General features: G+C 57.4%; 12 protein-coding genes. 6 read left to right on the top strand and 6 right to left on the bottom strand.

Features of this window, described 5'->3' with window-relative positions; translation table 11 throughout:
- Window positions 1-44 precede the first annotated feature (44 nt).
- Together fsa and GC131_02200 are read left to right on the top strand one after the other, a co-directional pair.
- Window positions 45-737, top strand: coding sequence for a fructose-6-phosphate aldolase (fsa, locus tag GC131_02205; protein MBI1272882.1), 693 nt, complete (start codon window positions 45-47; stop codon window positions 735-737).
- A complete protein-coding gene (locus GC131_02200; GenBank protein MBI1272881.1) occupies window positions 730-1692 on the top strand; it encodes a tyrosine-type recombinase/integrase in 963 nt (320 codons plus the stop codon). Before fsa ends, GC131_02200 begins: the two co-directional genes overlap by 8 nt.
- Here GC131_02200 and GC131_02195 read toward each other — a convergent pair.
- Both GC131_02195 and GC131_02190 read right to left on the bottom strand, forming a co-directional pair.
- Window positions 1689-3095 (bottom strand): dihydrolipoyl dehydrogenase, encoded by a 1407-nt coding sequence (locus GC131_02195; GenBank protein ID MBI1272880.1) that lies wholly within the window; start codon window positions 3093-3095, stop codon window positions 1689-1691. The genes GC131_02200 and GC131_02195 overlap by 4 nt on opposite strands.
- A 9-nt stretch (window positions 3096-3104) precedes the next feature.
- The gene (locus tag GC131_02190; GenBank protein MBI1272879.1) at window positions 3105-3587 is read right to left on the bottom strand and encodes a xanthine phosphoribosyltransferase; all 483 of its coding nucleotides are present in this window, start codon (window positions 3585-3587) and stop codon (window positions 3105-3107) included.
- 80 nt (window positions 3588-3667) lie between these two features.
- Between GC131_02190 and GC131_02185 the strand changes: the two genes are divergently transcribed.
- Window positions 3668-4204: a hypothetical protein gene (locus GC131_02185; protein ID MBI1272878.1), complete on the top strand. Its 537-nt coding sequence runs from the start codon at window positions 3668-3670 to the stop codon at window positions 4202-4204.
- Here GC131_02185 and GC131_02180 read toward each other — a convergent pair.
- Both GC131_02180 and GC131_02175 read right to left on the bottom strand, forming a co-directional pair.
- The gene (locus tag GC131_02180; protein ID MBI1272877.1) at window positions 4201-4905 is read right to left on the bottom strand and encodes a TIGR00730 family Rossman fold protein; all 705 of its coding nucleotides are present in this window, start codon (window positions 4903-4905) and stop codon (window positions 4201-4203) included. The genes GC131_02185 and GC131_02180 overlap by 4 nt on opposite strands.
- A 61-nt stretch (window positions 4906-4966) precedes the next feature.
- Window positions 4967-5797, bottom strand: coding sequence for a hypothetical protein (locus tag GC131_02175; protein MBI1272876.1), 831 nt, complete (start codon window positions 5795-5797; stop codon window positions 4967-4969).
- Between the two features lie 391 nt (window positions 5798-6188).
- Here GC131_02175 and GC131_02170 point away from each other — a divergent pair, with 391 nt between their 5' ends.
- The 3 genes from GC131_02170 to GC131_02160 all read left to right on the top strand — a co-directional run bounded on the left by GC131_02170 (window position 6189) and on the right by GC131_02160 (window position 7971).
- A complete protein-coding gene (locus GC131_02170; protein ID MBI1272875.1) occupies window positions 6189-6443 on the top strand; it encodes a hypothetical protein in 255 nt (84 codons plus the stop codon).
- Window positions 6444-6521: 78 nt separating this feature from the next.
- Window positions 6522-7190, top strand: a complete 669-nt coding sequence (locus GC131_02165) for a hypothetical protein (GenBank protein MBI1272874.1) — start codon at window positions 6522-6524, stop codon at window positions 7188-7190.
- 10 nt (window positions 7191-7200) lie between these two features.
- The gene (locus GC131_02160; GenBank protein MBI1272873.1) at window positions 7201-7971 is read left to right on the top strand and encodes a hypothetical protein; all 771 of its coding nucleotides are present in this window, start codon (window positions 7201-7203) and stop codon (window positions 7969-7971) included.
- Window positions 7972-7987: 16 nt separating this feature from the next.
- On the opposite strand, the gene odhB is transcribed toward GC131_02160, so the two are convergent.
- Window positions 7988-9223 carry a 2-oxoglutarate dehydrogenase complex dihydrolipoyllysine-residue succinyltransferase gene (gene odhB, locus GC131_02155; protein MBI1272872.1) on the bottom strand — a complete coding sequence of 412 codons (1236 nt, stop codon included), beginning with the start codon at window positions 9221-9223 and terminating at the stop codon, window positions 7988-7990.
- Between the two features lie 70 nt (window positions 9224-9293).
- Window positions 9294-12203, bottom strand: coding sequence for a 2-oxoglutarate dehydrogenase E1 component (locus GC131_02150; GenBank protein MBI1272871.1), 2910 nt, complete (start codon window positions 12201-12203; stop codon window positions 9294-9296).
- Window positions 12204-12421: the final 218 nt, after the last annotated feature.

The raw sequence follows: 12421 nt of genomic DNA, 5'->3' as shown, positions 1-12421 counted from the left end.
GACTATGAGCATATTCGAGCCCCGGCAGCAAAAGGAGAATCAACGTGAAGTTCTTTGTCGATACCGCTGATATCAATGAGATTAAGGATCTCGCTGCCACGGGGTTGCTGGATGGCGTAACGACCAACCCTTCGCTTGTCGCAAAAAGCGGCGCGAAGGATTTTGTGACCCTGATCAAGGATATCTGCGCCGCCGTGCCCGGCCCCGTGAGCGCCGAGGTTGGGGCTACCGAATATGAACCCATGCTGGCCGAAGGGCTTTATCTGGCCAAGCTGGCAAAGAATGTTGCGGTCAAGGTGCCGCTGACGCCTGCGGGACTGAAGGTGTGCAAGGTTTTGAGCGAGCAAGGCACGATGGTGAATGTTACGCTTTGTTTTTCGGCGGCACAGGCGCTGCTGGCGGCCAAGGCGGGCGCGAGCTTCGTTTCGCCCTTCGTCGGGCGGCTTGACGATATCGGGCAGGACGGCATGAAGCTGATCGAGGATATCTGTATGATCTACCGCGCTTATCCGGCATTCAAAACCGAGGTTCTGGTCGCGTCCGTGCGGCACCCGGTGCATGTGGTGGCAGCGGCCAAGCTTGGCGCGCATGTCGCCACCTGTCCCCCGAACGTGATCCGCCAGCTTTTCGCCCACCCGCTGACCGATAAGGGGTTGGCGCAGTTCGTGGCCGATTGGCAGAAGTGCGGCCAGAAGATTTTGCCCGAAAACGTGAAACAACTGAAGGCCAGTGGCTAGGACCAAAGCGGCAAAGCAGGCGCAGAACGCCGCCGCGCCCGATCTTGAGGCGGCGCTGGCCGGCTGGCAAAAATGGTTGCGGCAGGAACGCCGCGCTTCCGCGCATACATCCGAATCCTACCTGTTCGACGTGCAAGGCCTGATCGGCTTTGCCGCTGCGCACCATGGCGGGCGCGTCAGCTTGCGCACGCTCGGCGATATGAAGCTGGGCGATTTCCGCGCGTGGCTGGCGCAGCTTGCGGGGCGGGGGCTTTCGGCATCGTCGCGCGCCCGTGCGGTTGGCGGCGTGCGCAGCCTTTTGCGCTATCTCGATAGCCGGGGCGTTTTGCATAACCAGGCGATCGAGCTTTTGCGGCTGCCGAAAACCGGCCAATCCGTGCCGAGGCCGGTAAGCGAAAAGGAAGCCAGCGATATCACGGCGGTTGCCGAAGCGCTGCCGCACGAACGCTGGATCGGCGCGCGCGACCATGCGCTTTTTATCCTGCTTTACGGCGCGGGGCTGCGCATCAGCGAAGCCCTGCAGCTCAATTGCCGGGATATGAAGCAGGGGGAGCGGCTGACGGTGACGGGCAAGGGCAACAAGCAGCGCGTCGTGCCGCTTTTGCCCGTTGTGCGCGCGGCGATCGAAGCCTACCGGGATGCCGCGCCGTTTGCGGGCAAGGATGCCGACCCGCTGTTCATCGGCGCACGGGGCGAACGTTTGCACGCCGGGGTGGCGCAGCGCGCGCTGCGCCACGTGCGCGAAATGCACGGGCTGCCGGAAAACGTGACGCCGCACGCGCTGCGCCACAGCTTCGCGACGCATTTGCTGCAGGGCGGGGCGGATTTGCGCACGCTGCAGGAATTGCTCGGCCACGCTTCGCTTTCAACGACGCAGATGTACACGAAGGTGGATGCCGCGCGGCTCGGTAGCGTTTACGAAAACGCGCATCCAAGAGCGAAACAGAAACGCTAAATATGTATAGGCCTGCCGTCCACGGCGAGCGCGGCTTCTTTCACGGCTTCATTGAGCGTGGGGTGGGCGTGGCAGGTGCGGGCGACATCTTCGGCGCTGGCGCCGAATTCGATAGCCATCGCCAGTTCAGCGATCATGGTGCCCGCATCGGGCCCGACGATATGTGCGCCCAATAACTTATCGGTGCGCGCATCCGCGAGGATTTTGACGAAACCTTCGGTATCCGCCATCGCGCGCGCGCGGCCGTTGGCGGTGAAGGGGAATTTGCCCGCCTTGTATTGCACGCCTTCCTTCTTCAATTCCTCTTCGGTTTTGCCGACCGAGGCGACCTCGGGCCACGTGTAAACAACACCGGGAATAGCATCGTAGTTGATGTGAGGATGCTGGCCCGCCAGCATTTCGGCGCACACGACGCCCTCATCTTCCGCCTTATGTGCCAGCATCGGCCCGGCGATGGCATCGCCGATCGCATAGATGCCGGGCACGCTGGTCTGGAATTTCTTGCCGGTTTTGATGCGGCCGCGCTCATCAAGCTCAACGCCAACGGCATCGAGCCCAAGTCCATCTGTGTAGGGGCGGCGGCCGATGCACAGGAGCACGATTTCAGCTTGCATGCTTTCGCTTGCGCCGCCCGCTGCGGGTTCGAGCGTGAGGTCAACGCCCTTGTCATTCGCTTTCGCCGCAGTGACCTTGGTGCCGAGCTTGAATTTCATGCCTTGCTTGCCGAGGATGCGCTGCATGTTTTTGGAAACCTCGCCGTCATTCGTGGGCAGGATACGGTCAAGGAATTCAATCACGGTGACTTCCGCCCCCAAACGTTGCCAGACCGAGCCAAGCTCAAGCCCGATCACACCGCCGCCGATCACGACCATGCTTTTTGGCACGCTTTCAAGCTCCAGCGCGCCGGTGGAGGTGACGATACGCTTTTCATCGACCGTGATGCCCTTTAATGGCGTGCTTTCGGAGCCGCTGGCTATAAGTATGTTCTTCGTGGTCAGCGTTTCCTTGCCGGCTTCGCCTTCGACCATTACGGTATTGGCGGACAGAATGCGGCCCTTGCCGGTAAAGCGCGCGACCTTGTTTTTCTTAAACAGGAAATCGATGCCTTGCGTGTTGTCTTTCACGACCTTGTTCTTGTGCGCCATCATGGCCGTGAGATCGAGCGAGACATCGCCCACCTTCACGCCGTGCACGGCAAGGTGGCTTTTGGTTTCCACATATTTTTCCGAACTGGTAAGCAGCGCCTTGGACGGGATACACCCAACATTCAGGCAGGTGCCGCCCAGAGCCTTGCGCGCTTCGACGCAAGCGACCTTCATGCCCAGCTGGGCCGCGCGAATGGCAGCGACATAGCCGCCGGGGCCGGCGCCGATAACAACCAGATCGAAATTGGAAACAGTCATGCGGTTACCCTATTCGTTTGACTTGTATTGCTGTTCAACTTCCCATGGAAAATAGATCCAGGTATCCTGGCTGAATTCCATGAGATAACTATCGACATATGGCAAGCCTTTGGGCTTGGCATACAGCGTGGCGAAATGCGCCTTCGGCAGCATCTTGCGCACGATCTTGGCAGTGTGGCCGGTATCGACCAGATCGTCGATGATCAGCCAATCCTTGCCGCCGTTCGTTGCCAGCGTCGCATCCTTGATGATGGACGTCTTGCCCAGCTTCTTGCCCGTATAACTTTGCAGGCAGATGGTGTCGATCAGGCGGATGTGCAGTTCCCGCGCCACGGCAGCCGCCGGCACCAGCCCGCCGCGCGCCACCGCGATGATGCCGCGCCACGGGTTGCCCGAAGGCGCTTTGGGCCCCACGCGCCACGCAAGCGCCATGCTGTAGCGCTGGATTTCTTCCCAGGTGGTGACGAATTTCTTGTGATAGGCGGCGGACATGATTGCTTTCCTGGCGTTCGTAACGGCATAATAAGCAGCAAGTCGGGCTGAATGGCAAACGGATATTACAAGAGGTTTTCATGGCAATCAAACCGGTTGCGGTTGCGGGGTATTTGTACAATACCGGCAATGTGCTGATGTTCTTCTCGCCCCTGATCCTTTCGCAGGGCGATGTGATCGGCAAGTTCGTGCAGGAACCCATCCCCGCCGTAGCGGCCATCGTTTTTTTTCTTTCGGGCCTTGCCTATGGGGTCAACAGGTTCCGGCTCGGCAGCGGGTTCGTGTGTATTGCGGCGTTGATACTTGCCTCGTTTCTTTTCACGCAAGGTAATTTCGTTGCCGCCTTTTTCACAACTTTTTTCCATGCGGTCGGCGGATTCATCGGCGCGTTCGCCGAATCTATCAGCCGCAAGCTCGGCGGCGCAGGCACCGGGTGGCTGGGCAAGCTTTTGGGTAACCCGCCGGCCTCTGTTGGTTATGGCGGCATGATAAGCCGCTTGCCGCTCGCGGTGGATGTTATGCGGACAGGCAACTGGCTGCTTGGGTGCACGGGGCTTATCTGGCTGCTGGCCGACTATATACTCAGTCGCGCGCGGCCCGGAGCAGGGAAGGGCTAGGCCTTGTTGAGACCGAGATCCCGGCTGACGGCCTTGATGAATTCTTCGGGCGTTCCGACAAGCTTGGCGTATTTAAGGTGGCGATCGGAAATGAAGCCGGTTTTGTTGCGCAGCGCCAGATCCTTCATGCGGTAATCATAGAACCCGATCTGTTTGCCGTCTTCCATGCAAGGAATATTCATCAGGTAGGTCGGTTTTTCGTGGATGCCGGTCTGGCGCAGCGTCACGGCTTCGTTGGTTTCATCATCCGTGCCGTAGCCGCCGGGCAGCGCAAGGAACGCATCGCCCAGAATGTCCATCACGATTTTGCGTTCGGAAAAATATTTAACGGTAATGGAGGCGGTCGCGCGCGGATGCAGCCCTTCGTTCGGGTTCTTGCTGGCGGTATTCAGGAAGTATTCCGGCGTGACGCCGATAACTTCGCCGCCGGCGTCGGCTGCGCCATCTGCAACTGCGCCCATTGTGCCGCCGGGCCCGCCGCCATAAACCACGCGCCATTTCTGCTCGGCGATAAGCTTGCCGACCTTATAGGCGGTTGCCTTAAAAACCGGTTCATTGCCTTCGCGCGAGCCGGAAAAGACGGTGATGGTCGGGCGGTTATCAAGATGCATGAGCCCGGCCGCATCCATGATCCAGACTTTCTGGATTTTTTCGCGCGGAATGATGCGAAGCTGAACGACATGCTGCTTGTTTTTGGCCATAACCTTATTAGGCCGTAAAAAAGCTTAATAATCCGTAAGCGCCGAAAGCGCCAGTAATTGCCTATCCGAATACGGGCAGGCCGAGTGACCACCTCATTGTCCTTTTTTCGGGCCCAAAGTTCCCGACCGTGACGCCGTGTTCTTCAAGCATGCGTGCGCCTTCTGATAGCGATTCTTGCCGTGAAATGTGGCCGGTATCCACATCCTTGGCGATAACGCCGCGCGCACCAGAGGCAATAGCGGTTTCGGCGCACAAGTGACATGAGTGAGCCGTTGTAATCATGACCGTATCTTTAAAGACAGTGCTTTCTTTTGCTTCACGCAATATATCTTGATGCATTTGCTGCACCTGTTTCCTGTTTCCTTCAATCGTATTATCCTCTTCGGAAGGTGGTGTGAAGGCTATGCCAAGCTTTCTTGCGATCGCGTCGCGTTCCGCGCATATCAGAAAATCACGTCGTTTGCCTTGGGTGGCCATATCTTCGGCCAAGTCGATATTTTCCGGGAAGTCGTTGACGCCGTAGCTCACAAGTTCGTTCTTGGCATTCACGAAAAGCGCGCCAATTCCGGTTCTTGGATGGCCGCCAAAATGCGCCCATGTATCAGCAAGCCGTATCCACAGATATATTATGTTGTTGTCTTGAACCCAACCGCGCGCGGCAAGTGCGGTTATACGGCGGCCAATTGTGTAGAGCGTATTTTCAAATACTTTTCTTTGTGTCCGCGCATGCCTTCGCCATTCCTGTAGCCGCCTAAAATATTCTGGCCCTTCGTGGACTTCGGGTATGCGCGCGCGCATTTCCCATAGCCGGCTTGTAATTTCACTTTCGGTTGCATTGATGTGCGCAAGGACTTTATCAAATCCGGGGTTATCGATTTGCGTACCGTTCATGGGGGGATAAATAGCGGAAATAAAGAAAACGTCCAGAAATTTTTAACTAAGGAGCTTGGAAAGATCGTGCAGTTGTCTTGATTTTATGTCTTGGCGGTACCACCGCAAACCTTCTGTCTATAGACAAACAGGGTGCTGCACAAGATGGCTTGTTGTTCAGAGCTTGTGTGCGAAAAAATTAACCAAGTATTTATGCAACAAGCGCGCAGGAAAATAATTTCCCGCATTCTATAAGGTTTTTTTCTTTCTTCAATGCCAATGCGGGCTTCCTCGTGCTTTCCGCATGTGTTTCCGGCAAGGAGGCCGTGACGCATATCGGCTTTTTGTGTTGCCGGAATCGGCGGGCGCGGATACACACATCGTGTTAATACAATAAATTTTAGAGTATGGAATGGCTAACGGCGTTTTATCGCAGGATTATGGTCAGGAAATAGAAGCGAAATATTTGACGGATTCGCCCGCCGGGCTGGAATGCATCACGAACGGCATTCAGCACGTTTCGCCAGCAATAGACGGCATAGAATTCCTGCCATATAACGCGCATAAGGCGGTCAAATGCTATCGTGTCGTGACGTTTTATTTCGATACGCCGGAGCGCGACCTGTTTAATGCAGGCCTGGTGCTGCGCTTCAGGACTAAGAATTAGAAAAACGGGTTTAACTGCATGCTTTCGGTTAAATCGGTTGCAGGCGAACTGGGCGAAATTGACGCGCTCAGTAGCAGGATGGAACTCGATATCGGTCTTGACGGCATAGAGCCCAATCTGGATTTGGTCGATTTTTCCCAGATCACGGTTCCCGAGGTTCGCGAAAAACTTAAAGCTATCGTTGGTGATAAAAAGCTGGGGCTGACGGCGGCAACCGATGTCGCGCGCACGAAGGCGGATCTAAAAGTTAAAGTGAAGCACAAGGGGCGGGAATACACCGTTGGCATAGAATATGCGGCGGATGAATGTTGGTACTATGGGTTAAGGCACGATCAACAGCTGTTTCCACTGTATCCGCCGGAATCATTCGAGAGCCCGGAAACCTACCCCTATGCCTTCACGGGCAATACCAAGTTTGGAAAGGTGAACGGTACGCGGCTGCATTACGAACCGCAGTTCGAGCTCGAATTAAAGGATATAGAGTGCAACGGCAGGGTTATGAAGAAGCCCGATGAAGGGTTGCGGCAGGAGCTGGCGAGGCTTGCAACGCAGAAAGTCATCGATTATTGCATCAGCTCCTGCCCGGATACGGCGATATTTGCCAGCGGCATCAGCAAAGGCACCACAGCCTATATGTGCTTGGACGGCAGGCGCGATCAGGTGCGCCAATACCACAAGCATATTGCCGGCCCATGCCGTCCCGGCGTGAATGGGTGTTCCGGCGCACCATTATGGGACCCGAAGTAGTGGTGACGGCATGAGCAGACCGGGCCTTATTGCGTGGTATTTGGCGAAGGAAGAAGCGGCAAAATCGCTCGTGGCGCGTAAGCTGCCGTTTGTGAAAGAACAGCCGATTTCGACCGCGGCCGTGATGAATATCCTTGGCGACCTTTGCTATCTTTTGAACGGGCTTGTTTTTGGCAGCCATATTCTTATCGGGGGCGCGCTGATCGCCTTTGCGGCACACATCATCATGCTCGCAAATCCCGCCAAGGAAGAAGAAAGGGCTGAGGAAAAGGGTTTCGTCAGTAGCGTGCTCAAAGTGTTTCGGCGCGGGGCGCGCGCTTTAACGCTTGGGGTCAAGGTGCCCAATGCGCCGAAGATCGCGTACTATGCCCTTGCATTCAATGGCGCCGCCTTGGCGGTCAATGCCGCACTGGCGGTTCTTGGTGGCGCACCGGCCCTGCTTTTGCCCGGCCTTATGGCGCAGTTCATGCTCGGAAGTGTTATTGCGGGGGGATGCTTTAGTGCAGCGCGATCTTTCCACCATGCTGCACAGGCAGAAGGGCCGGCAGGCGAGCAAAGGGACAGGCATGAACAGAAGGCGGGGCAGCTTTCGACCAGAGCGGCCAGAATTTTGCTGGGTGCGACGGCGGCCAATCTGGTTAGCGGCGTACTTGCGTTAAATCCCTTCTTTGTGGCTGCCGCCTGTCTGTTCTTTGTTTCTGGGGCGGCTGTGTATTACATGAACGCAAATCCGCAGGCCGTCCTGCCTGCGCACAAGCCGGCGGAAGCCGCGCCTAAATAAGCGAAAGGGCTGGCCCCTATACGTCCAGCAGGATGCGTTCAGGGTTTTCGATGCATTCCTTGACGCGCACGAGGAACGTCACGGCTTCGCGGCCATCGATGATGCGATGATCGTAGGAAAGCGCCACATACATCATGGGGCGGATCTCGATCTTGCCGTCAACTTCGACCGGGCGCTTCTTGATGGAGTGCATGCCGAGAATGCCGGATTGTGGCGGGTTTAAAATCGGCGTGCTCATCAGCGAACCATAGATGCCGCCGTTGGTGATGGTGAAGGTGCCGCCGGTCAGCTCGTCCATGCTTAGCTTGCCGTCCTTGGCCTTTTTACCAAGCGTGCCGATGGTCTTTTCCACATCGGCGAAGCTCATGGCATCCGCATCGCGGATCACGGGCACGACAAGGCCTTGTGGGGTACCGACGGCAACGCCGATATCGTAATAGTTCTTATAGACAAGGTCTTCGCCCTCAATTTCCGCATTCACGGCCGGCAGTTCCTTCAGGGCGACGATACAGGCCTTGATGAAGAAGCTCATGAAGCCGAGCTTGACGCCATGCTTCTTTTCGAACGCATCCTTGTGCAGCCCGCGCAGGGCCATCACGTTGGCCATGTCGATTTCGTTGAAGGTCGTCAGCATCGCCGCCGTGTTCTGGGCTTCCTTCAGGCGCTGGGCGATACGCTGGCGCAGGCGGGTCATGCGGACGCGTTCTTCCCGCTCGGCGCGCGTGCGAGCGCCCGGAGCCTTCGGCGCCGCCGGGGCGGGTGCAGGGCTTAATGCGGGGGCGGCAGCTTGCGGCTGCGCCTGCTGGTTGATGACATCTTCCTTCGTCACGCGACCGCCAAGGCCGGTGCCGGGGATGTTGTAGGGGTTGAGTCCGCGTTCTTCCGCCATCTTGCGCGCGGCAGGCATAACCGCCGGGCGTTCTTCGGCCTTGGGCGCGGCGGCGGGTGCCTGCTGTTTCGCGGGTTCGGGCTGGGCGGCGGGTTTCGGTGCCGCGGGGGCAGCAGCAGCCGCGCCACCTTCGCCGATGGTGCCGAGCACGGAGCCAACGGCCACGTTGCCGCCTTGTGGTACCTTGATTTCGCTGATGACGCCCGCGGCGGTCGCGTTGACTTCAAGCGTGACCTTGTCGGTTTCAAGCTCAACCAGCGGTTCATCAATCTTGACGGCATCGCCGACGTTCTTCAACCATTTGGCGACGGTGGCCTCGGTAACGGATTCGCCCATTGTGGGGACAATGATTTCGGTCGGCATTACGTGCTTGGCTCCCTGATTTGCATAATCTTTTACGTCTATTACGGCATTTTGTAAACGGCACAGCGGTTTAGCCGTTCAGCGCATCCTCGATCAGTTTTGCCTGTTCCAGCGTATGGCGCTTTAGCGCCCCCGTGGCAGGCGCGGCCGATGCCGGACGACCGGCATAAAGCGGGCGGCGGGTGTTATGGTTGATGCCGCTGAGCGTATCTTCGATCAGGCGGTCAGCGAAGGTCCAGCCGCCCTGATTGCGCGGTTCTTCCTGGCACCAGACGACATCCGCCTTGGCGTAGCGGGCCAGTTCCTTGCCCAGAATATCGGTGGGGAAGGGGTAGAGCTGCTCGAGCCGCAGGATGGCAACATCCTTGATCTGTTTTTCCTCGCGTGCCTGCAGCAAATCGTAATAGACCTTGCCTGAACACAGAACGACGCGGCGCACCTTGGCATCGGGCGCCATGTCGGTCGCGGTTTCCGGGATCGCGCGCTGGAAGCTGGTGCCCGGCCCGAAGTCTTCGAGCTTCGATACGCACATTTTATGGCGCAGCAGCGATTTCGGCGTCATCAAAATCAGCGGCTTGCGGAAGTTACGGCGGATCTGCCGGCGTAGCGCGTGGAAATAATTTGCGGGCGTGCTGCAGTTCGCGACCTGCCAGTTATCCTCGGCGCTCATCTGCAGGAATCGTTCGGGCCGGGCCGAGCTGTGTTCCGGCCCCTGGCCCTCATAGCCGTGCGGCAACAAAAGCACGATGCCCGACATGCGTAGCCACTTGGCTTCGGACGAACAGATGAATTGATCGATGATGACCTGTGCGCCGTTCACGAAATCGCCGAACTGGCCTTCCCAGCAAACGAGCGCGTTCGGTTCGGCCAGAGAAAAACCGTAATCGAAACCGAGCACGGCGCATTCCGACAGCGGACTATCGTGTACTTCATAGATCGCCTGCTTGCCGGGCCGGATATTGTTCAGCGGCTGGAAGCGCGCTTCGTTATTCTGGTCGTAAAGCACGGAATGGCGCTGCGAGAAGGTGCCGCGGCCGCAATCCTGCCCCGAAAGCCGCACAGGCGTGTTTTCAAGCAGCAGTGTGCCGAAGGCAAGCGCTTCGGCGGTCGCCCAATCGATTCCTTCGCCGTTTTCGATCATTTGCCGCTTGGCTTCGAGCTGCCTGACGATTTTGGGGTTTGCGGCGAAATCCTTTTCCCGCGGCGTGGCGATGGCGAACCCGGTTTCGCGCAACGTTTCCAAATCAACCGCCGTGGTGCCTTCGCGGTCTTGCCCCGAAGCCTGTTGCAGGCCGGACCATTGGCCTTCAAGCCAATCGGCCTTCTTGAACTCAACGGCTTTCGATTTTTCGTAAGCATCCTCCATTCTTTTATTGAAGGCGCCGGTAACTTCGTCAATTTCTGCCTGCGTAAAGCTGCCTTCATCGAGCAGTTGCTTGATGTAGATTTCCAGCGTTGTCGGGTGCCGGCGGATCGCGCTGTACATGATCGGCTGCGTGAATGCCGGTTCGTCGCTTTCGTTATGGCCATGGCGGCGGTAGCAAACCATATCGACCACCACGTCGTGATGGAATTTCTGGCGGTATTCGATCGCGAGGCGCGACACATGCGCCACGGCTTCGACATCGTCGCCGTTCACGTGGAAAATCGGCGCTTGCACCATTTTCGCGACGTCGGTGCAATAAACGCCCGAGCGGGAATATTGCGGCGTGGTGGTAAAGCCGATCTGGTTGTTGATCACGAAATGGATCGTGCCGCCGGTGCGGTAGCCCTTTAGCTCCGAAAGCATCAGCGTTTCCGGAACAACGCCTTGCCCGGCGAAAGCCGCATCGCCATGGATCAGGATGCCGCAAACCTGGTTGCGCGCTTCGGGCAGCACATCAACCTGCCCGGAATATTGCTGTTGCTTGGCACGCACGCGGCCAACCACCACGGGGTTCACGAATTCAAGGTGGGATGGGTTGGCGTTCAGCGTCAGATGGACTCTGCGGCCATCAAATTCGCGGTCGGTCGAGGTGCCGAGATGGTATTTGACGTCGCCCGAGCCCATCACGCTATCCGGATAGGCGGCCATGCCCTGGAATTCGGCGAACATGGTTGTAAAGGGCTTGCCGAGAATGTTGGTAAGCACATTGAGGCGGCCGCGATGCGCCATGCCGAACACGGCTTCCTTCAGCCCTTCGCGCGCGCCGCGGCGTAAAATAATTTCGAGCGCGGCGATCATGGCTTCGCCGCCCTCGACGCCGAAGCGCTTGGTGCCGACGAATTTTGTCTGGCAGAATCTTTCGAACCCTTCGGCAGCGACAAGACGCTGGAGCAAGAACAGCTTGTCGTCCTTGTTGTAGCGGGTCTTATAATTGACGTTTTCGGTGCGTTCCTGGATCCAGTATTTTTCTTCCTGGCTCTGGATGTGCATGAATTCAACGCCGATATTGCCTGAATATGTGCGCTGCACGATATCCAGGATTTGCCGTAGCGTGGCGTGTTGCAGGCCAAGAACGCCATCGATAAAGATGCGGCGGTCCATATCGGCATCGCCGAAGCCGTAATGCGCGGGATCAAGATCGGCGACGTAGGGTTTCGGGATGATGCCGAGCGGATCGAGGTTCGCCTGCAGATGGCCGATGATGCGATAGGCGCGCACCATCATCAAGGCGCGAACACTGTCGCGCGTGGCGGTCAGCACTTCTTCGGGTGCGCCTGTGCCTTGTTGCGGCACTGGTACTGTCGTGGGCATGGCAACGATTTGCCCGTTGCCGGCCGCCTGACCGTTGGCGGCGGTTTTTTCAACCGGCGCTGCCGGGGTCCATGATGCGCCGCGGCGTTCGCTGTTCAGGGAGGCCGGGTCGTCTTTCAGATCGGCAAAGAATGCGGCCCAGCTTGCATCGACGCTGCCGGGGTTTTGCAAATATCGGACATAGAGATCGGCGATAAAATCGGCATTGGCGCCGGTGAGGAAAGATGATTCGTAGAGAGACATGGATGCCTTCTGCACGCTTCGAGCGGCCTACGGGAGATGGGGTAAGAGTTGATAAACAATACATACTGCAATTATGGGTCAATGGTTAGCAAAAAATATTAATAAGCTATACTCAATTGTCACCCTATCTATTTGATTTAATTGGTTAACCAAGCCCGCCCTTTAGCTGATTATAGCTTTAAAACACATATCATCTCATGTACGGTTGCGCCGCAGCA

This window comes from Alphaproteobacteria bacterium (assembly GCA_016124955.1).
Classification (GTDB): Bacteria; Pseudomonadota; Alphaproteobacteria; order UBA9219; family RFNS01; genus RI-461.
The sequence above is the reverse complement of the archived record's forward strand: the minus strand, read 5'-3'. Positions and strand labels throughout refer to the sequence as shown.